The 25,210-nt window shown below is 62.7% G+C and carries 18 protein-coding genes and 4 rRNA genes; 5 read left to right on the top strand and 17 right to left on the bottom strand.

Annotated features, from left to right (window positions below; all coding sequences use genetic code 11):
• Positions 1-326: 326 nt before the first annotated feature.
• From FBY30_RS07370 to rpmB, 9 genes are all read right to left on the bottom strand, one after another.
• A 16S ribosomal RNA gene (locus FBY30_RS07370) occupies positions 327-1,849 on the bottom strand.
• A gap of 572 nt (positions 1,850-2,421) precedes the next feature.
• Complete coding sequence (locus tag FBY30_RS07365; RefSeq protein ID WP_142132278.1) at positions 2,422-5,451, bottom strand: glycoside hydrolase family 2 TIM barrel-domain containing protein; 3,030 nt, start codon at positions 5,449-5,451, stop codon at positions 2,422-2,424.
• Positions 5,452-5,547: 96 nt separating this feature from the next.
• Positions 5,548-6,561, bottom strand: a complete 1,014-nt coding sequence (locus tag FBY30_RS07360) for a LacI family DNA-binding transcriptional regulator (RefSeq protein ID WP_142132277.1) — start codon at positions 6,559-6,561, stop codon at positions 5,548-5,550.
• 92 nt (positions 6,562-6,653) lie between these two features.
• A 5S ribosomal RNA gene (gene rrf / locus FBY30_RS07355) occupies positions 6,654-6,770 on the bottom strand.
• A gap of 185 nt (positions 6,771-6,955) precedes the next feature.
• Positions 6,956-10,082: ribosomal RNA gene (locus tag FBY30_RS07350) — 23S ribosomal RNA — on the bottom strand.
• A 496-nt stretch (positions 10,083-10,578) separates the two neighbouring features.
• A 16S ribosomal RNA gene (locus tag FBY30_RS07345) occupies positions 10,579-12,101 on the bottom strand.
• Together the 16S, 23S and 5S rRNA genes form the textbook arrangement of a ribosomal RNA operon.
• 657 nt (positions 12,102-12,758) lie before the next feature.
• Positions 12,759-13,064 carry a 30S ribosomal protein S14 gene (gene rpsN, locus FBY30_RS07340; protein WP_009358853.1) on the bottom strand — a complete coding sequence of 102 codons (306 nt, stop codon included), beginning with the start codon at positions 13,062-13,064 and terminating at the stop codon, positions 12,759-12,761.
• 2 nt (positions 13,065-13,066) lie between these two features.
• Positions 13,067-13,234, bottom strand: a complete 168-nt coding sequence (rpmG, locus tag FBY30_RS07335; protein ID WP_013602737.1) for a 50S ribosomal protein L33 — start codon at positions 13,232-13,234, stop codon at positions 13,067-13,069.
• The gene (gene rpmB / locus FBY30_RS07330) at positions 13,234-13,470 is read right to left on the bottom strand and encodes a 50S ribosomal protein L28 (RefSeq protein WP_018763944.1); all 237 of its coding nucleotides are present in this window, start codon (positions 13,468-13,470) and stop codon (positions 13,234-13,236) included. Before rpmB ends, rpmG begins: the two co-directional genes overlap by 1 nt.
• A 315-nt stretch (positions 13,471-13,785) precedes the next feature.
• Between rpmB and FBY30_RS07325 the strand changes: the two genes are divergently transcribed.
• Genes FBY30_RS07325 through FBY30_RS07315 form a run of 3 tightly spaced genes read left to right on the top strand, consistent with a single transcriptional unit; the run spans position 13,786 to position 16,581 of the window.
• A complete protein-coding gene (locus FBY30_RS07325; protein WP_142132276.1) occupies positions 13,786-15,252 on the top strand; it encodes a ferredoxin reductase family protein in 1,467 nt (488 codons plus the stop codon).
• Positions 15,249-15,785 (top strand): FMN-binding protein, encoded by a 537-nt coding sequence (locus FBY30_RS07320; protein WP_142132275.1) that lies wholly within the window; start codon positions 15,249-15,251, stop codon positions 15,783-15,785. Before FBY30_RS07325 ends, FBY30_RS07320 begins: the two co-directional genes overlap by 4 nt.
• Before the next feature lie 46 nt (positions 15,786-15,831).
• Positions 15,832-16,581, top strand: a complete 750-nt coding sequence (locus tag FBY30_RS07315; RefSeq protein WP_200830754.1) for an FAD:protein FMN transferase — start codon at positions 15,832-15,834, stop codon at positions 16,579-16,581.
• A 31-nt stretch (positions 16,582-16,612) separates the two neighbouring features.
• On the opposite strand, the gene FBY30_RS07310 is transcribed toward FBY30_RS07315, so the two are convergent.
• Both FBY30_RS07310 and FBY30_RS07305 read right to left on the bottom strand, forming a co-directional pair.
• Positions 16,613-17,374: an SGNH/GDSL hydrolase family protein gene (locus FBY30_RS07310; RefSeq protein WP_142132273.1), complete on the bottom strand. Its 762-nt coding sequence runs from the start codon at positions 17,372-17,374 to the stop codon at positions 16,613-16,615.
• A 44-nt stretch (positions 17,375-17,418) separates the two neighbouring features.
• On the bottom strand, positions 17,419-17,916 hold the full coding sequence (locus tag FBY30_RS07305) for a MarR family winged helix-turn-helix transcriptional regulator (protein WP_142132272.1): 498 nt from the start codon (positions 17,914-17,916) through the stop codon (positions 17,419-17,421).
• Positions 17,917-17,975: 59 nt separating this feature from the next.
• Here FBY30_RS07305 and FBY30_RS07300 point away from each other — a divergent pair, with 59 nt between their 5' ends.
• Positions 17,976-18,281, top strand: coding sequence for a YciI family protein (locus FBY30_RS07300; RefSeq protein ID WP_142132271.1), 306 nt, complete (start codon positions 17,976-17,978; stop codon positions 18,279-18,281).
• Here FBY30_RS07300 and FBY30_RS07295 read toward each other — a convergent pair.
• The 6 genes from FBY30_RS07295 to FBY30_RS07270 form a co-directional block, all read right to left on the bottom strand.
• Entirely contained in the window at positions 18,278-19,123 is an 846-nt protein-coding gene (locus tag FBY30_RS07295; protein ID WP_142132270.1) for an SGNH/GDSL hydrolase family protein, read from the bottom strand. The genes FBY30_RS07300 and FBY30_RS07295 overlap by 4 nt on opposite strands.
• A 60-nt stretch (positions 19,124-19,183) precedes the next feature.
• Positions 19,184-20,254: a siderophore-interacting protein gene (locus FBY30_RS07290; RefSeq protein WP_142132269.1), complete on the bottom strand. Its 1,071-nt coding sequence runs from the start codon at positions 20,252-20,254 to the stop codon at positions 19,184-19,186.
• Positions 20,254-21,066: an ABC transporter ATP-binding protein gene (locus FBY30_RS07285; protein WP_235009369.1), complete on the bottom strand. Its 813-nt coding sequence runs from the start codon at positions 21,064-21,066 to the stop codon at positions 20,254-20,256. Before FBY30_RS07285 ends, FBY30_RS07290 begins: the two co-directional genes overlap by 1 nt.
• A 1-nt stretch (position 21,067) precedes the next feature.
• Positions 21,068-22,099 carry a FecCD family ABC transporter permease gene (locus tag FBY30_RS07280; RefSeq protein WP_442858297.1) on the bottom strand — a complete coding sequence of 344 codons (1,032 nt, stop codon included), beginning with the start codon at positions 22,097-22,099 and terminating at the stop codon, positions 21,068-21,070.
• Positions 22,100-22,179: 80 nt separating this feature from the next.
• Entirely contained in the window at positions 22,180-23,208 is a 1,029-nt protein-coding gene (locus FBY30_RS07275) for a FecCD family ABC transporter permease (protein ID WP_235009545.1), read from the bottom strand.
• A 64-nt stretch (positions 23,209-23,272) separates the two neighbouring features.
• Positions 23,273-24,361: an ABC transporter substrate-binding protein gene (locus FBY30_RS07270; RefSeq protein WP_142132266.1), complete on the bottom strand. Its 1,089-nt coding sequence runs from the start codon at positions 24,359-24,361 to the stop codon at positions 23,273-23,275.
• 354 nt (positions 24,362-24,715) lie between these two features.
• Here FBY30_RS07270 and FBY30_RS07265 point away from each other — a divergent pair, with 354 nt between their 5' ends.
• The gene (locus FBY30_RS07265) at positions 24,716-25,210 is read left to right on the top strand and encodes an FBP domain-containing protein (protein WP_142132265.1); all 495 of its coding nucleotides are present in this window, start codon (positions 24,716-24,718) and stop codon (positions 25,208-25,210) included.

Here is a 25,210-nt window from a genome sequence, read left to right as displayed (position 1 = left end):
CACAAACAAGCGTGCGGGACGTCGCAGCAGGGAAACCAGAAACAAACAAGTCCCGGGAACCTAAACACCCGGTCCTGTTGCCTCAGGACCCAACAGTGTGCCAAACACTACCCGGCAACCCGGTCCGGCCGCTTTCCAGAACAACAACCCCACGAAGGAGAAGGTTCGTACTCACTGACCGGTCCGTGCCACCAGGCACCTATTTGTTGATATTCCACCCTTGAGCACCCGCCACGAAACATTCGTCCGTGCAACGGGCCTTTACTCCTGACAACACCACACCACCAACATGCGTTGAGCGGGTGGTTGTTGTAGGTGCTCCTTAGAAAGGAGGTGATCCAGCCGCACCTTCCGGTACGGCTACCTTGTTACGACTTAGTCCCAATCGCCAGTCCCACCTTCGACAGCTCCCTCCCACAAGGGGTTAGGCCACCGGCTTCGGGTGTTACCAACTTTCGTGACTTGACGGGCGGTGTGTACAAGGCCCGGGAACGTATTCACCGCAGCGTTGCTGATCTGCGATTACTAGCGACTCCGACTTCATGGGGTCGAGTTGCAGACCCCAATCCGAACTGAGACCGGCTTTTTGGGATTAGCTCCACCTCACAGTATCGCAACCCTTTGTACCGGCCATTGTAGCATGCGTGAAGCCCAAGACATAAGGGGCATGATGATTTGACGTCGTCCCCACCTTCCTCCGAGTTGACCCCGGCAGTCTCCCATGAGTCCCCGGCACTACCCGCTGGCAACATGGAACGAGGGTTGCGCTCGTTGCGGGACTTAACCCAACATCTCACGACACGAGCTGACGACAACCATGCACCACCTGTAAACCAACCCCAAAGGGGAAGAACTGTTTCCAGCCCGGTCTGGTTCATGTCAAGCCTTGGTAAGGTTCTTCGCGTTGCATCGAATTAATCCGCATGCTCCGCCGCTTGTGCGGGCCCCCGTCAATTCCTTTGAGTTTTAGCCTTGCGGCCGTACTCCCCAGGCGGGGCACTTAATGCGTTAGCTACGGCGCGGAAAACGTGGAATGTCCCCCACACCTAGTGCCCAACGTTTACGGCATGGACTACCAGGGTATCTAATCCTGTTCGCTCCCCATGCTTTCGCTCCTCAGCGTCAGTTAATGCCCAGAGACCTGCCTTCGCCATCGGTGTTCCTCCTGATATCTGCGCATTTCACCGCTACACCAGGAATTCCAGTCTCCCCTACATCACTCTAGTCTGCCCGTACCCACCGCAGATCCGGAGTTGAGCCCCGGACTTTCACGGCAGACGCGACAAACCGCCTACGAGCTCTTTACGCCCAATAATTCCGGATAACGCTTGCGCCCTACGTATTACCGCGGCTGCTGGCACGTAGTTAGCCGGCGCTTCTTCTGCAGGTACCGTCACTTACGCTTCTTCCCTACTGAAAGAGGTTTACAACCCGAAGGCCGTCATCCCTCACGCGGCGTCGCTGCATCAGGCTTGCGCCCATTGTGCAATATTCCCCACTGCTGCCTCCCGTAGGAGTCTGGGCCGTGTCTCAGTCCCAGTGTGGCCGGTCACCCTCTCAGGCCGGCTACCCGTCGTCGCCTTGGTAGGCCATTACCCCACCAACAAGCTGATAGGCCGCGAGTCCATCCAAAACCACAAAAGCTTTCCACCAACCACCATGCGATGGAAGGTCATATCCGGTATTAGACCCAGTTTCCCAGGCTTATCCCAGAGTCAAGGGCAGGTTACTCACGTGTTACTCACCCGTTCGCCACTAATCCACCCACAAGTGGGCTTCATCGTTCGACTTGCATGTGTTAAGCACGCCGCCAGCGTTCATCCTGAGCCAGGATCAAACTCTCCGTTGAAGTAAAACAAAAACAGACACAACCAAAACCACCGGAAATAACGGTCATAATGGCTGCACAAAATTTGAAACCAGCTAAAAACACCAAACCAATGCCACAGGGGCGGCACGATTCGGCACAATCAACCAATTACATACATAATCGGTATCAACAAACTTGGCACACTATTGAGTTCTCAAACAACAGACACACCCGGCACCACCCAAACCAACGTTCAGGATCGCTCCGGAGCAACTTTTCAAACTTACCCGATCCCCCACAGCTTCGCAAATCCGCCTTCCAGCGGGCAAAACTTCAAAAGAACCGGCCCCACCCATCACCAGCACGCCACGAAAGCGAACCATTTTCCAGGCTGTCATCAAAGGGGGTTGGCCGCTATTTTTCCGCTTCAGCGGCGGCGACTCAGAAAACAATACCCGCACACAACCCCCACCGCAAATCGGGCAAGGGGAGGCCGCCTTGCCGCCAAAAAACCCCGGAACCCCGGGGTTTCCGGCGGCAAACGCGGGGCCTGTCACCCCGGTAGAGCAGCATTACTGCTTCTATGGAGTGGCTCACATCGGCTCCGGGCCTTACTCCACCCGCAGTACTACCTCGAAGTCAGCCTCCCGCGGCTTTAGGCGGTAGGGCTCCAGCACCCCGGGCCCACAAGCCGCCGTCCCCACACCCCTCAGGGCAGTATCCAGGTAAATGTAAGTGCGGCCGTCCGTCGCCAGGTCCGGCCTGTGCTTTGCAGCCGCAAGCACGTCCAGTCCATACGGACGAACCGTCAAGGCGAAGGGTTTACCGGAAATCTGCAGTTCACGGCCGCCGGCCTGCAACACCGCGGACCGCACACCGGAACGGGCGCCGGACTCCTGGGGCCGGACATAGTCAACATCCAGACCGGCGGGGGTCGATTGGAACCATCCGGTGCGCGCACCTTGGCCGGTGTCCGGATAGCTCTGGTGCGGCCCCTGGCCGAACCACCCCACAGAGCCAGTCTCCGTCCCCAGGACGAGCTCCAGGCCGATGCGGGCCCACTCCACGTCAAAGCCCGCATTGACCCAGTCCCCTACAGGTTTGACTTGTGTCCGGAGCGCCAGCGCGCCGTCACTGCTGCTCCACACGTAGTCCACCAGGACCCCAAACTGCTTGTCCGCCGCAGCCACCCGGGTGCTTACGCGGAGGTGCTCACCGCCGTCGTCCGTTGACTCCGCACTGATCCCCAGCAGGCGGGCGTGCAGCCGGTCAAGTCCCGCGTCCTTCCACTGGGTGGCAAGGGGGCGCGGGTCCGCGCCGCCCCATTCCCGCCCAAGGTCGTTGTCGGTGGGGGGCCACCACAGGACCAGGGCAAGTTTCTCAACCGGGAGCCCGCCGATTGAGGTGGGCATGCCCGTGGCGCGATCGAATACAGCTGTGCCGAGCCGCAGTTCCCCATCTCCCACGTCCACGGAGTCACGCGCCGGCACTCCCTCACCCAGGGGAGCGAAGCGCGCCGCCTGCCCCCAGGCAACCTCGTGGCCTTCGCCGGCCCAGGCGGTATCGGCGGCCAGCACGGCACTGACGGTAAGTACCGCGTTCGCATCCTGCGACAGCCCCGCCGCAAGTTCTCCAACCTCCGCCGGCAACTCCACTTCCGCCTGGGACTGCGGGGCCACCGGCGCAACTGCCACCGTTCCCTCAAGCTGCGTCACGCCGTCGGCCTCCACCCTGTACTGGAAGCGGAACGCAGACGTGTCCGCGAAGTCCTGGCCGTTCCGCAACGTGATTTTTGCCCACGACGGCGAGACGTCGAGGTGCAGCGGTTCAATCACCTTTTTGAAGTCCAAAAGCCCGGGGCGGGGGTTGCGGTTGGCGTCCACCAACCCGTCCGTGACGAAGTTTCCGTCGTGGACCTCCTCGCCGAAGTCACCGCCATAGGCGAAATGCTCGCCGCCCCCTGGCGAAGGCACCGTAATGCCATGCTCCAGCCACTCCCAGACGAAGCCGCCCATCAGGCGGGGGTACTTTTCGAACAGCTCCTGGTACTCGCTCATGCCGCCTGGCCCGTTGCCCATGGCGTGAACGTATTCGCACAGCACGAACGGCATGGCCCGGCGGCGCGCGTCGAGTCCGGAGTCCTCGAGGGCGGGCTCAATGCCCTGCCCGATGAGCGCCGTCTCAGCCTGGCTGGCGTACATCCGTGAGTAGACGTCGACGTCGGGCGAGGACCAGTCGCCTTCGTAGTGGATGGGCCGTGAGGGGTCCCGGTCCTTGGTCCAGCGGGACATCGCCGCTAGGTTCCGGCCCGTGCCTGCCTCGTTGCCCAGGGACCACATGATCACCGACGGATGGTTCTTGTCGCGCTCCACGGTCCGCTGCATGCGGTCCAGCAACGCCGGCTCCCACTGCGGGTCATCACTGGGGTTTTGCGCCCAGCCTGCGCTCACAAAGCCGTGCGTTTCGAGGTCGCATTCAAGGACTACATAAAACCCCAGTTGGTCCGCCAGCGCCAGGAAATCGGGGTGCGGCGGGTAGTGCGAGGTCCGGATCGCGTTGATGTTGTGCTGCTTCATCAGCCGCAGCTCGGACTCCATCACGTCGCGGGGCACCGCACGGCCAAGCCGGGGATGGTGCTCATGGCGGTTCACGCCACGCAGCAGGATGCGGCGCCCGTTCACCTTGAACTGGGCGTCTTCAATGGTGATGCTGCGGAAGCCCAGTTGCAGTGAAACCGTCTCACCGGGCGTGCTGACCGTTGCGTGGTAGAGGCGGGGGGTTTCCGCGGACCACGGTTCCACGCCGGGAATGCGCTGCTCCGAGCCGGACGGCAGTTCGAGGCCAAGTTCAGGAACGCGGACGACGGCGTCAACCGGCTGTCCGGCGCGGATCACCTCAACGCGAAGCGTGCCTTCGCCCGTGCCCGGGTCATAGCCGGCGTGGGCAAACACATCATCGATGCCTTCCGCGGGCCGGGCCTGGAGTGTCACGTCCCGGAAGATCCCCGGGAGCCACCACATGTCCTGGTCCTCCACATAGCTTGCGGCGGAGAACTGGGCCACCCGTACGGCCAGCGTGTTGGCGCCTTCGACCAGGACCCCCGAGACGTCGAACTCGTGGGCGAGCCGGCTTCCCCGGGTGGTGCCCAGTTCCACGCCGTTCAGCCATACCGTTCCGGCATTATCGATGCCGTCGAAACGCAGCAGCGCGTGCGGGAAGAACTCCGGGCCGGCGACAAAGGTCACCACGTGGTCACCGATCGGGTTGGCGTCCGGCACGTGGGGCGGTTCCACCGGGAAGGGGAACTGGACGTTGGTGTAGGCGGGCGCCCCGTGGCCGTGCATGTTCCAGCTCGATGGCACGGGAAGGGTTGTGAAGCCAGCCCGGTCTCTGCCCTGCTGCCACCCATCCTTGGGAGCCGTCCGGATTCCCGGGCTCAGCCGGAAGTGCCACTCACCGTTCAGGGAGAGCCGCGCCGCGTCAGATGCCAGATAAGCCCGTGCCGGAAGGCTTCCCCGGCCGGGTTCCAGTGAGGCGAGTTCGGCGACGTCCACGCGGCCTAGTTCGAGGCTTCGGGAAGTATCTGCTGCTGCGCGGCCGGAGTGGACGCCGGCAGTTGCGGCGGGAGTGTGCACAGACATGTGGGTTCCTTGCTGGGGACGGTGAATGAGTCGTGGCGTGAACGTTCACGCAGCTGCAGCAAGAGCTTATCGTTTTGTGCGTCATTTGAGTAGGGGTCAGGCAGATTGCCGGAGAACCAGCTGGTGCTGAAGGGTCAGGTAGGCCCCAGGGCTGCGCTCAGGGAGTGAGCCGGACAGCAAACCGTCCAGGAGTCCGACGGCGGCCCGGCCCACCGCGCGGAGGTCCAGCGAGAGGGTGGTCAGCTCGGGCGTCAACAGTTCGCCCAGAGGTATCCCATCCATGCCGATCACCGCACAGTCTCCGGGAACAGACACGCCTGCTTCCTGCAGGCCCTTCAACACTCCGGCTGCCATGAGGTCATTGAAAGCGAGGATGCCGTCGGGCCGGCCAGCCCCCGCCGCCGCCAGGCCAGCCACGGCCAGCCTCGCTGCGCCCGCCGTCGGTTCGGCCTCCAAGCGGGTGAGTTGAATGCCGGCGTCAGCCGCCACGGCTGCTGCCGCGGCGCTGCGGCTGCTGGGCGGGCCTCCCCCCTGTCCGGAGTCCAGGAAAGCGATGTTGCGGCACCCCCGGGATGCCAGGTGAGCGAGTGCGAGCCGCGCCGCATAGTGGAAATCAAAATCAATCCCGCCGGCGGTGCCCGTGCCTGGCGAATCCAGGGCGACGACGGGACGGCGCCCCATGATGTCCTGGGCTTCATCGGAATGGGGCGCAAGATACCCAATCAGCGCATCGACCTGGGGTGCCAGCCGGGCCGCAGCATCCACGGCGTTCCCACTGCCATGGCCGTAGTCGTCCACCACTACATTCCACCCGCGGGAAGTCGCTTCCTCCACCACACTGGAGGCAAAGGCCGGGAAGTAGGGGTTGGTCAGATCGGGGATTGCGAGGCCCACGGAAATCCGCGCGCCCTGCACCAGTCCCTTTGCAAAGCGGCTGGGGGTGTAGCCCAGCTCTGCCGCCAGCTTCTGGACCCGCTCCCTGGTCTCCTGGCTGATGCCTGTCATGCCGTTCATGGCGCGGGTCACGGTTTGGCGGGACACCCCTGCTGCGGCCGCAACGTCCAGGATGGTGGCACGCTTGCCCGCGGGGCCGGAGGTTCGGGGGGTCATAACCCGTAAGTCTAGGCGTCCCTGGTACTCTTGTGGTTGTTAAATGTGGGAGGCCCCAACCGTGGTGGTTGGGGCCTCGACCAGTAATTATGTTCCGGCGGTGACCTACTCTCCCACACCCTCCCGGGTGCAGTACCATCGGCGCTGTGGGTCTTAGCTTCCGGGTTCGGAATGGGACCGGGCGTTTCCCCCACGCTATGACCGCCGTAACCCTTTCACCCGCTCCCCCTCAAAAAGTGCCGGGGGTGGGAAAACCAGTGGTTACAACATTGTCCGTGTTCTTGGACTGGTGGTGTTGTTATTCAGTTGGTTGGTTCCTGCCAGACAAGCCCGTGTTCGGGGTTGTTGGTTGGGAACCACATAGTGGACGCAAGCAGAATATGTATGTTTCTGTGTGGTGTAAGTTGTTGGCCTATTAGTACCGGTCAGCTTCACGAGTCGTTAGTCCTCGCTTCCACATCCGGCCTATCAACCCAGTGGTCTGGCTGGGGGCCTCTCACACATAAATGTGTATGGAAATCTCATCTTGAAGCGAGCTTCCCGCTTAGATGCTTTCAGCGGTTATCCCATCCGAACGTAGCTAATCAGCGGTGCACTTGGCAGTACAACTGACACACCAGAGGTTCGTCCGTCCCGGTCCTCTCGTACTAAGGACAGCCCTTCTCAAATTTCCTGCGCGCGCAGCGGATAGGGACCGAACTGTCTCACGACGTTCTAAACCCAGCTCGCGTACCGCTTTAATGGGCGAACAGCCCAACCCTTGGGACCTACTCCAGCCCCAGGATGCGACGAGCCGACATCGAGGTGCCAAACCATGCCGTCGATATGGACTCTTGGGCAAGATCAGCCTGTTATCCCCGAGGTACCTTTTATCCGTTGAGCGACGGCCATTCCACAATGTACCGCCGGATCACTAGTCCCGACTTTCGTCCCTGCTCGAGATGTCTCTCTCACAGTCAAGCTCCCTTGTGCACTTACACTCGACACCTGATTGCCAACCAGGCTGAGGGAACCTTTGGGCGCCTCCGTTACTTTTTAGGAGGCAACCGCCCCAGTTAAACTACCCATCAGGCACTGTCCCTGACCCGGATTACGGGCCGAAGTTAGATGTCCAAAGTGACCAGAGTGGTATTTCAACGATGACTCCACCCGAACTGGCGTCCGGGCTTCAACGTCTCCCACCTATCCTACACAAGCCACTCCGAACACCAATACCAAACTATAGTAAAGGTCTCGGGGTCTTTCCGTCCTGCTGCGCGTAACGAGCATCTTTACTCGTACTGCAATTTCGCCGAGTTTATGGTTGAGACAGCGGGGAAGTCGTTACTCCATTCGTGCAGGTCGGAACTTACCCGACAAGGAATTTCGCTACCTTAGGATGGTTATAGTTACCACCGCCGTTTACTGGGGCTTAAATTCTCAGCTTCGCCTTACGGCTAACCGGTCCTCTTAACCTTCCAGCACCGGGCAGGAGTCAGTCCGTATACATCGTCTTGCGACTTCGCACGGACCTGTGTTTTTAGTAAACAGTCGCTTCCCCCTGGTCTCTGCGGCCCCGATCCCCTCCCACCAGCAAGTGGTGTTCAAGGTTGGGGCCCCCCTTCTCCCGAAGTTACGGGGGCATTTTGCCGAGTTCCTTAACCATAATTCTCTCGATCGCCTTGGTATTCTCTACCTGATCACCTGTGTCGGTTTGGGGTACGGGCGGCTAAAACCTCGCGTCGATGCTTTTCTCGGCAGCATAGGATCACCAAATCCCCCCAAACGGGGGTCCCATCAGATCTCAGGCACATGAACGGCGGATTTGCCTACCATTCGCCCTACATCCTTAGACCGGGACAACCATCGCCCGGCTCGGCTACCTTCCTGCGTCACACCTGTTAATACGCTTGCCTCCCGGGATCAGGTCCTGCGCTCCACCAAAACCCTTCACCCACAAGGGGTGTCGGGCAGGTTTCGGGCAGTTAGTATCCCCCGCTCAGCATGGGCGGTTTTTCGCCGGTACGGGAATATCAACCCGTTGTCCATCGACTACGCCTGTCGGCCTCGCCTTAGGTCCCGACTTACCCAGGGCAGATTAGCTTGACCCTGGAACCCTTGATCATTCGGCGGACGGGTTTCTCACCCGTCTTTCGCTACTCATGCCTGCATTCTCACTCGTGTAGGCTCCACCACTGGTTTACACCGCAGCTTCACCGCCCACACGACGCTCCCCTACCCATCCACACTCCTGAACCATGACGGCTTAGAACATGTGTGAATGCCACAACTTCGGCGGTGTACTTGAGCCCCGCTACATTGTCGGCGCGGAATCACTTGACCAGTGAGCTATTACGCACTCTTTTAAGGGTGGCTGCTTCTAAGCCAACCTCCTGGTTGTCTGGGCAACTCCACATCCTTTCCCACTTAGCACACGCTTAGGGGCCTTAGTTGGTGGTCTGGGCTGTTTCCCTCTCGACTATGAAGCTTATCCCCCACAGTCTCACTGCTGCGCTCTCACTTACCGGCATTCGGAGTTTGGCTGACGTCAGTAACCTTGTAGGGCCCATTAGCCATCCAGTAGCTCTACCTCCAGCAAGAAACACGCAACGCTGCACCTAAATGCATTTCGGGGAGAACCAGCTATCACGAAGTTTGATTGGCCTTTCACCCCTACCCACAGCTCATCCCCTCCATTTTCAACTGAAGTGGGTTCGGTCCTCCACGACGTCTTACCGTCGCTTCAACCTGGCCATGGGTAGATCACTTCGCTTCGGGTCTAGATCACGCCACTCACACGCCCTATTCAGACTCGCTTTCGCTACGGCTGCCCCACACGGGTTAACCTCGCGACGTAACACTAACTCGCAGGCTCATTCTTCAAAAGGCACGCCGTCACAACTACAAGGCTGCTCCGACGGATTGTAAGCACACGGTTTCAGGTACTGTTTCACTCCCCTCCCGGGGTACTTTTCACCTTTCCCTCACGGTACTGGTCCGCTATCGGTCATTAGGGAGTATTTAGGCTTATCAGGTGGTCCTGACAGATTCGCACGGGATTTCTCGGGCCCCGTACTACTTGGGATACTCTCACAGGCGGTACAAACACATTACGGTTACGGGACTAACACCCTCTCTGGCCGGCCTTTCAAAACCGTTCACCTATGCGCGCACATCACACCCCACCAGCCCGGCAGAACTGGTATGGAAAGTCCCACAACCCCGACCATGCAACGCCCGCCGGCTATCACACATGGAACGGTTTAGCCTGATCCGCGTTCGCTCGCCACTACTAACGGAATCACTATTGTTTTCTCTTCCTGCGGGTACTGAGATGTTTCACTTCCCCGCGTTCCCCCCACGCACCCTATGTGTTCAGGTACGGGTCACCAAGTCACTCGCGCGCTTGGCGGGGTTTCCCCATTCGGACACCCTGGGATCACAGTCCGGTTATCGACTCCCCCAGGCTTATCGCAGATTCCTACGTCCTTCTTCGGCTCCTAATGCCAAGGCATCCACCGTGTGCTCTTAAAAACTTGACCACAAAGATCAAAAACAAGCTCACTCGAGAGAACCACAGAAACTGTCCCGCACACCCAAAAGGCACACGAACCAGATCCAGGTTCAAATATCTTGGAAATTGCTTCTTATACAAGATGCTCGCGTCCACTATGTAGTTCTCAAACAACAACCCCACACCACACACCCCACACACAAACAAGCGTGCGGGACGTCGCAGCAGGGAAACCAGAAACAAACAAGTCCCGGGAACCTAAACACCCGGTCCTGTTGCCTCAGGACCCAACAGTGTGCCAAACACTACCCGGCAACCCGGTCCGGCCGCTTTCCAGAACAACAACCCCACGAAGGAGAAGGTTCGTACTCACTGACCGGTCCGTGCCACCAGGCACCTATTTGTTGATATTCCACCCTTGAGCACCCGCCACGAAACATTCGTCCGTGCAACGGGCCTTTACTCCTGACAACACCACACCACCAACATGCGTTGAGCGGGTGGTTGTTGTAGGTGCTCCTTAGAAAGGAGGTGATCCAGCCGCACCTTCCGGTACGGCTACCTTGTTACGACTTAGTCCCAATCGCCAGTCCCACCTTCGACAGCTCCCTCCCACAAGGGGTTAGGCCACCGGCTTCGGGTGTTACCAACTTTCGTGACTTGACGGGCGGTGTGTACAAGGCCCGGGAACGTATTCACCGCAGCGTTGCTGATCTGCGATTACTAGCGACTCCGACTTCATGGGGTCGAGTTGCAGACCCCAATCCGAACTGAGACCGGCTTTTTGGGATTAGCTCCACCTCACAGTATCGCAACCCTTTGTACCGGCCATTGTAGCATGCGTGAAGCCCAAGACATAAGGGGCATGATGATTTGACGTCGTCCCCACCTTCCTCCGAGTTGACCCCGGCAGTCTCCCATGAGTCCCCGGCACTACCCGCTGGCAACATGGAACGAGGGTTGCGCTCGTTGCGGGACTTAACCCAACATCTCACGACACGAGCTGACGACAACCATGCACCACCTGTAAACCAACCCCAAAGGGGAAGAACTGTTTCCAGCCCGGTCTGGTTCATGTCAAGCCTTGGTAAGGTTCTTCGCGTTGCATCGAATTAATCCGCATGCTCCGCCGCTTGTGCGGGCCCCCGTCAATTCCTTTGAGTTTTAGCCTTGCGGCCGTACTCCCCAGGCGGGGCACTTAATGCGTTAGCTACGGCGCGGAAAACGTGGAATGTCCCCCACACCTAGTGCCCAACGTTTACGGCATGGACTACCAGGGTATCTAATCCTGTTCGCTCCCCATGCTTTCGCTCCTCAGCGTCAGTTAATGCCCAGAGACCTGCCTTCGCCATCGGTGTTCCTCCTGATATCTGCGCATTTCACCGCTACACCAGGAATTCCAGTCTCCCCTACATCACTCTAGTCTGCCCGTACCCACCGCAGATCCGGAGTTGAGCCCCGGACTTTCACGGCAGACGCGACAAACCGCCTACGAGCTCTTTACGCCCAATAATTCCGGATAACGCTTGCGCCCTACGTATTACCGCGGCTGCTGGCACGTAGTTAGCCGGCGCTTCTTCTGCAGGTACCGTCACTTACGCTTCTTCCCTACTGAAAGAGGTTTACAACCCGAAGGCCGTCATCCCTCACGCGGCGTCGCTGCATCAGGCTTGCGCCCATTGTGCAATATTCCCCACTGCTGCCTCCCGTAGGAGTCTGGGCCGTGTCTCAGTCCCAGTGTGGCCGGTCACCCTCTCAGGCCGGCTACCCGTCGTCGCCTTGGTAGGCCATTACCCCACCAACAAGCTGATAGGCCGCGAGTCCATCCAAAACCACAAAAGCTTTCCACCAACCACCATGCGATGGAAGGTCATATCCGGTATTAGACCCAGTTTCCCAGGCTTATCCCAGAGTCAAGGGCAGGTTACTCACGTGTTACTCACCCGTTCGCCACTAATCCACCCACAAGTGGGCTTCATCGTTCGACTTGCATGTGTTAAGCACGCCGCCAGCGTTCATCCTGAGCCAGGATCAAACTCTCCGTTGAAGTAAAACAAAAACAGACACAACCAAAACCACCGGAAATAACGGTCATAATGGCTGCACAAAATTTGAAACCAGCTAAAAACACCAAACCAATGCCACAGGGGCGGCACGATTCGGCACAATCAACCAATTACATACATAATCGGTATCAACAAACTTGGCACACTATTGAGTTCTCAAACAACAGACACACCCGGCACCACCCAAACCAACGTTCAGGATCGCTCCGGAGCAACTTTTCAAACTTACCCGATCCCCGGCCCCGAAGCAAATCCATGATTCAGGATTCTTTTCGGCGGAAGATCGCTCCCCACCCTTTTCCAGCGCCCTAAAGAGCAACCAGATCGTGGCTTTGATTTTGGGGGTTTTTGGCCGCCCGGTGATCAGTTCTTCACTGTCTCCCCCGCGGCGACTTAGAAAACAATACACGCACTCGGCGCGCACCGCAAACCGTCGGCGGGGGGCGGTGTAATCCCCGGGATTGCGCGGCAGGACGGGCCATTGAGGCACTCATGCCGTTGCTGCCGTCGTAATTCCCCTGTGTGGGCTGCCGCACATGGTGGGCAGGGCACCCGGGCGGCAGGAAGTTAAACGCAGAAGGGCCGGCAACCCTAAGGTTGCCGGCCCTTCTCAAGCAGCTGGAATCAGCGGAGCTGGATTACCAGGAAGACTTGGTGATGCCCGGGAGTTCGCCCTTGTGTGCCATGTCGCGGAAGCGGACACGGGAGATGCCGAACTTCTGGAAGGTGCCACGGGGACGGCCGTCGATGATGTCGCGGTTACGCAGACGGATCGGGGACGCATTGCGGGGCAGCTTCTGCAGGCCCAGGCGGGCTGCTTCGCGTGCTTCGTCGGTTGCGTTCTCGTCAACCAGGGTCTTCTTCAGCTCGAGGCGCTTGGCAGCGTAACGCTCAACGATGACCTTGCGCTGCTCGTTGCGAGCAATCTTGGACTTCTTAGCCATGTTTAGCGCTCCTCTCGGAATTCGACGTGCTGGCGGATCTTGGGGTCGTACTTCTTCAGGACCATGCGGTCCGGGTCGTTACGACGGTTCTTACGGGTTACGTAGGTGTAACCCGTGCCCGCGGTCGACTTGAGCTTGATGATGGGACGTACGTCCTTGTCCTTAGCCACTAGAGCTTCACCCCGCGAGCCAGAATGTCGGCGACGACTGCGTCGATACCGCGCACGTCGATGGTCTTGATGCCACGTGCAGAAACCTGCAGCGTGACGTTACGGCGCAGGGACGGAACCCAGTAGCGCTTCTTCTGAATGTTCGGATCGAACCGGCGCTTGTTGCGGCGGTGCGAGTGCGAAATGCTGTGCCCAAAGCCCGGCTCGGCCCCGGTCACTTGGCAGTGTGCTGCCATGACTTCTCCTCAAGAATTGAAAGTAATGATCCGCATATCGGCTGCTGGACCATGCTGCTAAGGGCGACCCACAGAATGTACGGGCAACGGTTAGTTACGCAACTTGAGCCCCTAACTACCGGCCACCCTGGAGAAAATTACCGGGCAACCGGAGCAATTGCGCACGCTCCGCGCACTTAGCGCCTACCAAGTCTACGAGTTGACGCAATTAAAGACCAATCGGGTGTATAAGGGCGGCCGTCGCCAGCCAAGGTCACAGGCTGCGGTTGCCCCTTTTCACAGCAGCGGCATAGCTTCGCCAAGCATGTTGGATGCATGAACACGCAGCTCCTGCCGGCATCACCGGCCGCAAGCAGCTCCGGCCGCCCGGAGCTTTCGACTACGAAAAGAGCCGCCCGCGGCTGGTTCGCCCGGCAGTACCGGCAGCGCATGCTCCGGACGGACCTTCTGACCGTCATTGCCTGGTCATCAGTCGCTGCCGCGATCGCCCTTTGGCTTGCCGACGGCGGCGCCACCAACATATCTTCGCCCGCTTCCCTGTTCACGGCGGCGGGGATTGTGGCGGGGCTGGCGGGTATGGACCTGGTCCTGCTCATGCTGCTGCTGGCCGCAAGGATCCCGTTCATTGACCGCACCATCGGCCACGACCGCGCACTGGAGTTCCACGGCAAACTCGGAAAGCCCTCCCTCTACCTGCTGCTGACCCACGGTGTGCTGCTGGCCATCGGGTACGGCATGGCCGAAGGGCTGGATCCGTTCAGCGAGTCCATCAACCTGTGGGTCCAGGTTCCCGACATGTGGCTGGCCTTCGTCTCCATGGCGCTGTTCATCGCCGTCGTCGTGACGTCCCTGGTGGCTGTCCGCCGCCGCTTTCCCTACGAGTTCTGGTACGTGGTCCACCTCCTGACGTACGCCGCCGTGGCCACCTCGATCCCCCACCAGTTCAGCGTGGGCGGCCTCTTTGCGGCCGGCACCTGGCAGCGCTGGTACTGGCTTGCCATCTGCATCTACACCGGCAGGGCCCTGGTGTACTTCCGCATCCTGGAGCCGGTGCTGGCGACAGCCCGGCACCAGCTGACCGTTGCCCGCGTCGAGCCTGTGGCTCCAGGCGTGGCGAACATCGTCATGCGGGGCCGGAAGCTGGACCAGCTGGCGGGAACGGGCGGCCGCTTCTTCATCTGGCGCTTCCTCGCCCCAGGCATGTGGTGGCATCCGCACCCGTTCAGCCTGTCCGCCGAGCCGGTCTTCAACGGCCCGGATGGCCAGGGAACGCTGCGGGTCACCGTCCGCAACCTTGGCGACGGCTCCGCCCGGCTTCGCCGGCTGAGGAAAGGAACCAAAGTGGCACTGGAAGGCCCATATGGCCTGCTCAGCACGGCAGCCCGGACCCGGAACAAGGTGGTGATGATCGGCGCCGGCATCGGCATCACGCCACTGCGGGCACTGCTGGAAACCACGCCTTTTGCGCCCGGCGAGGCCACGGTCCTGCTCCGCGGACACACGGACCAGGAGCTGTATCTCGGCCGCGAGATCCTCGACCTCTGCCAGGCCCGGGGCGTCCGGCTCTTCCACCTCACCGGCCCACGCTCCCGCACCACGTCCACGTGGCTTCCCGAGGACGCGGTGCGGAACGGCTACAGCCTCATCTCCTACGCCCCGGACATTGCGGATGCGGACGTCTACGTCTGCGGCCCGGCGGCGTGGGCGGCCAACGTCATAGCGGATGCCGGCAAGGCCGACGTCCCCGAGGAACAGATCCATCACGAAAGGTTTGACTGGTGAAAATACGCGGAACAGTTGCAGCGGCCCTGGCCTCCGCCGGGATCCTCCTGGCGGGTTGGCAGACGGGCACGCAGGCGGGCGGCATCAGCACCGTCGCATCAAGTACGACGGCGGCAGGCACCACGGGGTCGACAGGCACAGGTTCGTCCGGGTCGGGTTCGTCCGGGTCCACCGGCGCTTCCGGCTCGTCCGGCACCTCGGGTACCTCAGGCTCGACGGGTTCCTCCGGCTCCTCCGGTTCTTCGAGCTCCTCAGCCTCCGGCACCTACAAAGGCAACACCGTGCAGACCCGGTTCGGTCCCGTTCAGGTCCAGATCACGGTGGCAAACGGGAAGATCACCGATGTCACGGCCCTCCAGCTCACCAATACCGACGGCAAGTCCATCCAGATCAGCAACCGCGCGGCGCCACTGCTCCGCAGCAAGGTCCTCGCGGCACAGTCGGCAAATGTCCAAACCGTCAGCGGCGCCACCATCACCAGCGACGCTTACCTGACTTCACTCCAGGCAGCCATCGATGCAGCAAACCTCTGACCCCCAAACGGCAACCAGCACGCTCAAGGCGCGCACTTTCCAGTGCATGGGAACGGTCATCGGGCTCACCATGCCCGTGGACTCCCCCACGGAAGGGCAGCCGGGGTTCGATGAGCTCGGTGCCGCCACCGCCGTCGTCGAACGTCTTTTCCGGGACCTGGATGAAACGTTCAGCCTGTACCGCCCGGACTCAGAGGCCAGCCGGCTGGCCCGCGGTGAGCTGAAGCTGCCCCAGGCCTCGGCCCGGATGCGCGAGCGCTACGCAGAGGCGCACGAATGGCGGCTACGCACGGAAGGCGCCTTCACCCCCGAAAGGCCCGACGGCGTGCTGGACCTTTCCGGGATCATCAAGGGGCACGCCATTCGCGAGGCCGGAACCTCGCTGCTGGCCCTGGGCCGCCGCGACTGGTGCCTCAACGCCGGCGGCGACGTGCTGGTCAGCGGCTCGCCGCGCCCCGGAAGCGCGGAACCGTGGAAGGCCGGCATCGTGGATCCCGCCGACCGCCGCACCTTGCTTACGGGCTACGCACTGGGCGGCAACAACCGCCATACAGCCATTGCAACCTCCGGCTCCGCCGAACGCGGCGAACACATCTGGCGGGTGGGGAACGACGGCGAGTTCATCCAGGTCAGCGTGGCAGCAGCGGACATCGTTACCGCTGATGTCCTGGCCACCGCGATCGTCGCCGGCGGGACGCGCATGCTGAACCGCGCTGCGGACTGCTGGGACGTTGCCGTGCTGGCCATCCGCGCCGACGGTTCCATGCTTGCAACGCCCGGCTTCCAGCCCTCCTGACGCAGACGGGGATGGTCGGAGAGTGTTCCCGCTACAGCCTGGTGAGCTGCGGGTACTTGGGCTGGAGGTTGTCCCCGGACGATTTACCCGTGACGCGGCGGACCACCCACGGCGCGGCATATTCGCGGAACCACTGTGCGTTGGCGCGGATGGCCTCGGAACGGCTCAGTTCCGGAACGGGCGTCATGGGCGGAACATCAATGGAGTGGTCGTATTTGAGGACCTCAAGGACGCGCTTGGCCATGTTGCCGTGGCCGGCGGCGGACATGTGCATCCGGTCGTGCGCCCACATGCCCCAGTCGTAGTACTCGCTGAAGCGCCAGTAATCCACCAGCAGGGCACCGTGGTCCCCGGCAATTCCGCGGACCAGTTCGTTGTAGATGGCGGTGCGGCCGCGCATGGTGCCAAAAACCTTTGAACCCCGGGCATCGAATCCGGTGAACATCACCACGGTGGCACCCGTCGCCGTGAGCTTGCCGACCGCATCGTTGTATTCAGCCAGGAGGTGGTCAATGTCCACCTTGGGGCGCAGGATGTCGTTGGCGCCGGCGTAGATGGTCACCAGGGTTGGATTAAGTTCGACGGCGGCGTCCACCTGTTCAGCCAGGATTTGGCGGAGCTTCCTGCCGCGGATGGCCAGGTTGGCGTAGCCGAAGTCGGGGTCGGCGGCGCACAGCTGCTCAGCCACGCGGTCCGCCCAGCCGCGGACACCGTTGGGCCGTGTTGGATCGTCGTCGCCAACGCCTTCGGTGAAGGAGTCGCCAAGGGCCACGAACCGGGAAGTGAAATCCATGCGGTTAGTTTGCCATCCGTTGCCGGAAGCAACCAATCGGCCCTTTAGGCTCCCTGGCCGGCCGGCTTTTCGCGCAGGATCCAGTGGTCGGTGTCCAGCCGTCCCACCACATTTTCGCCAATCCGGGCCAGGTCCAGCACGTCCTGCTCGCTCAGGGCGTCGAGGAACAGCTCCCGGACGTCCTCAACATGGGCCGGGGCCAGCTGCACGATGGTGGCCATGCCTTCCTCGGTGAGGTGCGCGGTGGTCACCCGGGCATCGGAGGGGTGGGGGCGGCGTTCCACCCAGCCGCGCTTCTGCAGCTTGGTGACCACGTGCGAAAGGCGGGACAGGGACGCGCTGCTGCGGGCGGCGAGCTCGCTCATGGGAAGGAACCGGTCCTCCGCTTCGGAGAGCATGGCCAATACCGTGTAATCGAAGAGGGACAGCTTCCCCGCGGCGTGCAGCCTGGTGTCCAGGGCGGCCGGCAGCAGGGTGTTGATGCTCACCAGTGCCAGCCAGGCACGGCGTTCGTCAGCGGTCAGCCAGCGGGGTTCGGTCATGGTCCCCATTCTACGATTGATCTTTCAACCAGCTGCCCAGGCCCCGGTAGGCTTGCCGCATGTATGTTGTCTCGCTCACCTACCGTGTGCCCCAGGAGATCGTGGACTTCCACAACGACGCCCACATCGCCTGGCTGCAGAAGGCGTTTGATGATGGCGCGTTCATCGCTGCCGGCCGCAAAATTCCGCGGACGGGCGGGTTGCTGTTGTCGCAGGCTGAACGGGAAACCCTCGACGCGAGCCTGGCGCAGGATCCGTTCTACACGAACGGCGTTGCCGACTTTGAGGTAGTGGAGTTCCATGCCGGCCGGGTGGCCCCGGGGTACGAAAACCTGCTGGACACCCCGCCCGCGCCCACCGCTTAAGGCGCGGTCCCGCCGTCGTACTTTTCTACGGCCAGCTTCTTCAGCCCGCCTTTCCGCGGCACCTTCACTGGCTCGGGCCAGCGAGGAGTGAGCGTGTCCCCCAGCGTGACGCCGCGGAGCTTGCGGCCAAAGAGCGGCAGGACCCAGTCGTGGACCCAGCGCCGCTGCCGCCGCTCCCATTCGCGCAGTCCCAGCCTGGGCTGCGGATCCCAGTCCTTGGGCTTGATCTTGTGCGGCACGCCCAACTGGTCCAGCACCTGCCCGGCCAGGTATTTGTGCCCGGCCTTGGACATGTGGAGCCGGTCAGAGTCCCACATCCGCCGGTCCTGGAAGGCGTCCAGGCACCAGTAATCCACCAGCACGGCCCCGTACTTCTCCGCGATCTCCCGCACCCGCTGGTTGTAGTAGGCGTTTCGCTTCTTCAGCGGCTCCAGCAGCGCGGAAACCTTGACGTCGAACCCGGTGAAGAGGACAAGGACCGCCCCAGTGCCGGCGAGTTTCGCAACGAACCGCTCGTAGTCCGCCATGAGTGCGGGCATATCCGTCTTCAGGTCCAGGATGTCGTTGCCGCCGGCGTAAAGCGTCACCAGCGTGGGCCGCATCCGCAGCGCGGGTTCCAGCTGCTCGTCGATGATGTGCCGCAGCCGCTTGCTCCTGATGGCCAGGTTGGCGTACCTCCACCCGGGCTGGGCCTTGGCGAGTTTCTCCGCCACCCGGTCGGCCCACCCGCGCACGCCGTTGGGCAGCCGTTCATCCCGGTCCCCCACCCCTTCCGTGAAGGAGTCGCCAAGGGCAACAAACACCCGCCGCCCGGAGTCAGGAAGCAACGGAACAGAGGGCACAGGCAAGAAAGTAGCGAAACAATCCAACGCAAGTACGACGGCGGGATGAACAGCAGGTGGCTATCCTTCGGCTTTGCCCTGCCGCCAGTAACCCATGAACGCCACTTGCTTTCGGTCAATCCCTACGTCCCGCACAAGGTACCGGCGCAGGTCCTTGATGACCCCTGCCTCGCCGGCGATCCAGGCGTAGAAGGGCAGGGCACCGGCAGGCAGGTGCGGGGTCCTGGTGGCGTTGATCTCCGCGGTGTCCAGGCGTGCGGGCGTCTCCCAAAGGATGCCTTCATCGATGTTGACGTCCTCGGGCTCGGGTCCAGCGCCACCGTCGTCCGCTCTGATGCCCACCCAGCCCGGCACGGGGACTGCTGCGCGGACGGACTCCTGCAGCAGTTGGCCGCGTGGCCGGGACTGGCCGCTGGCGGTACCGCGGGCCAGCCACGTGATCTCGATGTTGGCCGGAGAGCTGAGATCCAGGAAGTCACCTGCCCGGGGAACCTCCAGGAACGCGTGCCCGCTCATGTACGGCGGCAGGGTTTCCATGATCGCGGAGATGGCCGGGACGGCGGTTTCGTCGCCGGCGAGCAGGATGCGCTGGGCCAGCCCGGGACGCCACTCGATGCCGGAGTAGGTCTCCGCCGTGATGCAGTGCGCAGCCCGGCTGTTGGGACCGATGATGGTGAGGGCGTCGCCCGGCTTGGCCTTCTGTGCCCAGTTCGCGGCCGGTCCGGCCTGGCCATGCTCATCCACGTGCATCACGAAGTCGACGTCGATCTCCGGGTACACAGCGTCCAGCCGGGCTTCCCGAACGGTATAGGTGCGCATGGAGCCGCGCACCTCGGGGTCCATGGCCAGCCAGTTCCGGTACCAGCCGGCATCACCCGTCTCGAAGTCAGGCAGTGGCAGTGGAGTGCCATCCGCGGCCAGCGACGGAATCACCAGCTTGATCCGCAGGTCCAGGGTGTCGCCGTGGACGCCGAATTCCCGCAGCGAGTAGCCGCCGAACGTGATCCTCCGGAACGTGGGGCTGACCTGGCGGACGGCGGAGACCTCCACCTCAAAGGCAAGGCTCATGGGCTGGGTGGTCATGGGCTGCGCGGCGATCGGCTGGGCTGCTGCGGGTTCACGGGTCTTCATTAGGCGGGCTCCAGTTCGGGGGCGGTGGCGTGATGGCGGCCGATGGGAAGGATCAGCGGGGTTCCGGACACGGGATCGGGGATGACCCGGGCTTCAAGCTGGAAGACCTCGCGGACCAGCTCCTCGGTGACCACATCTTCCGGGGCACCCATTGCCGCCACCGCGCCGTCCTTCATGGCGATGACATGGTCCGCGTAGCGGGCAGCGAGGTTGAGGTCGTGCAGGACGATGGCAACGGTGGTGCCGCGGGTCCGGTTCAGGTCGGTGACCAGGTCCAGGACTTCCACCTGGTGGGCCAGGTCGAGGTAGGTGGTGGGTTCGTCCAGCAGCAGGACGTCGGTTTCCTGCGCCAGCGCCATAGCGATCCACACCCGCTGCCGCTGCCCGCCGGACAGTTCGTCCACGTCCCGCCCGGCGAGCTCCAGCGTTCCGGTGGCTTCCAGCGCGCGCTGTACCGCGGCGTCGTCCTTTCCAGTCCAGCTCCGGAAGAAGCCCTGGTGCGGGTAACGGCCCCGGCCCACCAGGTCGCGGACGGTGATGCCGTCCGGGGCTGTGGGGTGCTGGGGCAGCAGGCCCAGGGTGCGGGCCACCTCACTGGCCGGACGTTCGTGGATGTCCTTGCCGTCCAGCGCCACGGTACCGCCGGCGGGCTTCAGGAGCCGGGACAGGCCGCGGAGCAGGGTGGATTTTCCACAGGCGTTGGCGCCCACGATCATGGTCACCCTGCCTTCGGGGATCCGAACGCTGAGGCCGTCCACCACGCAGCGTTGGTGGTACTTGAGGGTCAGGTCCTGGGCTTCGAGAACCGCCATGTCAGGCATCCTTTCGGTTGGCCGTGACCAGGAGCCACAGCAGGAACGGGGCACCGAGCACGCCGGTGATGACGCCCACCGGCAGGACGGTGCCGTCCAACAGCAGGGGCGCCAGGTTGGTAGCGAAATAGTCGGCGACCAGGACAATGAGGGCCCCTACAAAGGCCGACGCCGGCGGGCTGGCTTTCCCGGTGAAGCGGCGCGCGATGGGACCGGACAGGAAGGCGACGAACGAGACCGGCCCGGCGGCCGCCGTCGCCACTGCTGCCAGTGACACCGCGCTGACCACCAGGACCAGCCGCGTCGTGTTCACCCGGATGCCGAGGCCGGCTGCGGCGTCGTCCCCCAGCTCCAGGATTCGCAGCGGCCCGGCGACGAACGCGACGGCTGGGACCAGCACCGCGAGCGCCAGGAACAGGATGCCGGCGCGGTCCCAGTCGGCGGAGTTCAGGGACCCATTGAGCCACACGAGCGCGTCCGCGGCGGTGCGGATGTCGGCGCGGGTCATCAGGAAGCTGACCACGGCCTGCAGGGCGGCCGCGATACCCACGCCGGCCAGGATCAGCCGGTTTCCGGCGGCGCTCCCCCGGCCGGTTCCACGGTGCTTCACGCCGCTGGAGATTGCGTAGATGAGGGCAACCACGGCCAGGGCACCCGTCAGTGCCGCCCCGGACACCACGGCACCGGATGCGCCGAAGACAACGATGGCCACGACGGCTGCCGCGCTGGCACCGGAACTGATGCCGATGACGTCGGGGCTGGCCAGCGGGTTGCGGAGCATGGTCTGGAACAGGACACCGGCCAGCCCGAATGCGATGCCGATCATGGTGCCGATGACGGCCCGGGGCAGCTTGTTTTCCATCACGATGAAGCTGGCACCGGGTATCTTCGCGCCGCCGCTCAGATGGTTGACCACGATGGTGACGAAGTCCGGGATGGTCACCGTGTAGCTCCCCAGCAGGACGGACACGAAAAACAGGAGTACGACGGCGGCACCCAGCACCGCGGTCCGGCTTCCTCCGCGAGATGGCAGATGACCCCAATGTTTTCGCGCGGGACTGCCGTTAAATGCCAATTCGCGGGGTTTGGTCAGCGTCGCAGGCTCCTTGATACTCACAGCGAAGCCCCCTTCCCGCGGCGGACAAGCCACACGAACACCGGGGCGCCGATTAAGGCAGTCATGATCCCGGCCGGAACCTCACCGGGCAGCAGCACCACGCGGCCAATGATGTCCGCGGCAAGCAGCAGTGCAGGGGCGGCCACCATAGAGAAGGGCAGGATCCAGCGGTAGTCCGGGCCTGTGAGGAAGCGGACTGCGTGCGGGATGACAAGGCCCACGAAGCCGATGGGCCCGGCCAGGGCGGTGGCAGTGCCGCAGAGCAGGACGATACCCAGTGCGGTCACCGCGCGGGACAGGCCCACCCGCTGCCCGAGCCCGCGGGCGGTATCGTCCCCGAGTGCCAGGCTGTTGAGGAGCCGCCCGGCGAACAGCACGATCATCGCACCGGCCGCCAGGAACGGCAGGCCCGGCAGGAGCACCGACCAGTCCCGGCCTGCGATGCCGCCCACCTGCCAGAAGCGGAACCTGTCCAACGTGTCCTGGCTGGAGACCAAGATTACGTTCATGAGCGATGACAGCCCGGCACTCAATGCTGCTCCCGCCAGCGCGAGCTTCACCGGCGTGGCTCCCTCCCGGCCCAGCGAAGCGATGAGGTACACGACGACAGCAGCTGCGGCAGCCCCGGCGAAGGCGAACCAGACATAGCCGGTGAAACTGGTGGCACCAAAGATGTAGATCCCGGTGACCACTGCCAGGGCTGCCCCCGCGTTCACCCCGATGATGCCGGGATCGGCCAGCGGATTGCGGGCCACCCCCTGCATCGCCGCGCCGGCAAGGCCCAGCGCGCCTCCGGCCAGCAGGCCCAGGACAGTGCGCGGGATCCGTGCATGGACCACGGCATGGTCCCCGTTCGTGGCGTTGAACGCGGTGAGGGCCTGCCACACGGTGCCGGGCGGAACGTCGCGGGCGCCCACGGCCAGCGATGCCCCGGCCAGCAGCACCAGCACGACGACGGCGGCCAGGAGCCAGGCGGCCCGTCTCCTTCCCGGAGCATCACCGCGGAGGGTGCCCGGGGCTGCCATGGCCGGCAGCCCGGTGCCGTTGTCCGCTGCCGGACGCGCCGTCGTCGTACTCATGTAAATTCCCCTACTTCACTGCGGCCGCGGCGGCGGCCAACTGCGGCAGGAACGCGTCCAGGGACCAGGGCAGGCTCAGCGGCGACGAAGCCGAGATGGACAGGGTCAGCGTGTTGTCAGAATCTGCTACCAGGGCGCCGTTTTTGATGGCGGGGATCTGGCCGAGCAGCGAATCGGCCTTGATGGCGTCCGCTGTGGAGGAGTCGGGAACCCAGGTGACGAAGATGTCCGACAGCAGCTCGTTCGCCTTCTCGGCCGACCATGGAATGTAGAACTCCTTGGATCCCTTGGAGTTGTCCGCAACCACCGGGGCCAGCGTCATGCCGATTTCGCTCAGGAAACGGGGGCGGTTGTCGTTGGCGGTATAGACGTTGACGCCGTCGCCCTTCACTGGCTCCAGGTTGCCGTAAATGAAGCTCTTGCCCTGGATCTGCGGGTACTGGGAAACCTTGTCCTTGACGGTGGCTTCCGTGTCGGAGACGAGCTTGGCGGCTTCGCCCTCCTTGCCCAGGGCCTTGCCGATGATGGTGGTGGCGTCCTGCCACGACGTTCCGTACGCCACGTCGGGGTGGGCCACCACGGGGGCGATCCCGCTGAGTTTCCTGTAGTCCTCTTCGGTGAGGCCGGAGTAGGCGGCGAGGATGACGTCCGGGTTGAGCTTGGCGATTTCGGTGAAGTTGATGCCGTCCGCCTCCGAGTACTGGACTGGTGCCTTGGCCGACCCGAATCCGGCTCCCAGCTTTTCGAGGGCCGCGTCCTTCCATGGTGTGGAGCCCTGCGGGTTGCCGCCCCATTCATTCTTGGGAACACCTGCCGGGACCACCCCGAGGGCGATCGCGACGTCGTCGTTCACCCAGGAGACCGTGGCAACGCGGGTGGGCTGCTTCTCGATGGTGGTCTCGCCATACACGTGCTTGATGGTGACCGGGAATGCTGTGCTGCTGGTGGCGTTGCCCGCATCCGCAACCGGGGTGGTTGGGCCCGTGCTGCAGGCGGAAAGCGTGAGTGCTGCCGCTGCCAGCACTGCCGTCGCCTTGGCGGCGGAAGAGAAGAGCGTCCGGCGGGTGGGTACGGGGCCGGGGAATAAGGGGCTGGTCACGGGACTCCTTGAATCAGGCTGACAAAAACTTAAGTAAGGCTAACCTATGTTTCGGGGTATTACGCAACACTTTCATTGCCTAATCCGGGGAAGGCGATGCAGCACAGACGACCGGGGTTCTTGGACACGGGGGAGTTGAACTGGCAGGATGGCCTTGCCGGACCGGCGGCAGAAACACCGGGATGCTGAACAGGAACAGGACAACGGGAACAATGCGCACGCAGACGGTCACTTGGGCCGCCGCTGCCGCGGGAAGCGGGGTGGCCGCTTTGGCCTGCACCGCGGGAACTGACTGACTCCCCCTCGTTACCCTGGCCCGGCTCCGGGCCGCCCACCTTTCATGAAAGTTCAGCCATGCAATCAGTCACGCCCCAACAGATCCGTTCATCGTTCATCAACGCCAGCCGCTCAGAGGCTGCAAAACTCACACTGCCCAAGAACTTCGACTCCCTTGACTGGGACAACCTGGAGTTCCTGGGCTGGCGCGACGAAAAGATGCCGCTGCGCGGTTACCTGGTGGTTCCCGGGGCCAAAGGCCTGACGGGAATCATGCTCCGGGCACCCGAAGGCGGCGCCAGGAAGAAGCGCTCGGTGTTGTGCGAGCTCTGCCGCGACGTGTTCTCAAAAGAAGACGTGCTTCTTTGGGTCGCCAAACGGGCCGGACAATCCGGCCGCGACGGCAACACCGTGGGCACCCTGATCTGCGCCGACTTCCTGTGCTGCGGCAACGTCCGCAAGGAACCGCCGGTCAACGAGATCAACCCGGATCCGGCCGCCGTGGTGGTGCGCCAGATCCAGGGCCTGCAGGAACGCACGGCGCAGTTCCTGGGCAGAGTGCAGTCGAAGTAG

This window comes from Arthrobacter sp. SLBN-83, assembly GCF_006715285.1.
Classification (GTDB): Bacteria; Actinomycetota; Actinomycetes; order Actinomycetales; family Micrococcaceae; genus Arthrobacter.
This window is presented reverse-complemented; position numbering and strand designations above follow the sequence as displayed.

Bases quoted from the DNA above. Each gene is read 5' to 3' on its own strand.
- FBY30_RS07365 (WP_142132278.1), bottom strand. From the start codon at position 5,451: ATGTCTGTGCACACTCCCGCCGCAACTGCCGGCGTCCACTCCGGCCGC.
- FBY30_RS07360 (WP_142132277.1), bottom strand. From the start codon at position 6,561: ATGACCCCCCGAACCTCCGGCCCCGCGGGCAAGCGTGCCACCATCCTG.
- rpsN (WP_009358853.1), bottom strand. From the start codon at position 13,064: ATGGCTAAGAAGTCCAAGATTGCTCGCAACGAGCAGCGCAAGGTCATC.
- rpmB (WP_018763944.1), bottom strand. From the start codon at position 13,470: ATGGCAGCACACTGCCAAGTGACCGGGGCCGAGCCGGGCTTTGGGCAC.
- FBY30_RS07325 (WP_142132276.1), top strand. From the start codon at position 13,786: ATGAACACGCAGCTCCTGCCGGCATCACCGGCCGCAAGCAGCTCCGGC.
- FBY30_RS07315 (WP_200830754.1), top strand. From the start codon at position 15,832: ATGGGAACGGTCATCGGGCTCACCATGCCCGTGGACTCCCCCACGGAA.
- FBY30_RS07310 (WP_142132273.1), bottom strand. From the start codon at position 17,374: ATGGATTTCACTTCCCGGTTCGTGGCCCTTGGCGACTCCTTCACCGAA.
- FBY30_RS07305 (WP_142132272.1), bottom strand. From the start codon at position 17,916: ATGACCGAACCCCGCTGGCTGACCGCTGACGAACGCCGTGCCTGGCTG.
- FBY30_RS07300 (WP_142132271.1), top strand. From the start codon at position 17,976: ATGTATGTTGTCTCGCTCACCTACCGTGTGCCCCAGGAGATCGTGGAC.
- FBY30_RS07290 (WP_142132269.1), bottom strand. From the start codon at position 20,254: ATGAAGACCCGTGAACCCGCAGCAGCCCAGCCGATCGCCGCGCAGCCC.
- FBY30_RS07285 (WP_235009369.1), bottom strand. From the start codon at position 21,066: ATGGCGGTTCTCGAAGCCCAGGACCTGACCCTCAAGTACCACCAACGC.
- FBY30_RS07275 (WP_235009545.1), bottom strand. From the start codon at position 23,208: ATGGCAGCCCCGGGCACCCTCCGCGGTGATGCTCCGGGAAGGAGACGG.
- FBY30_RS07265 (WP_142132265.1), top strand. From the start codon at position 24,716: ATGCAATCAGTCACGCCCCAACAGATCCGTTCATCGTTCATCAACGCC.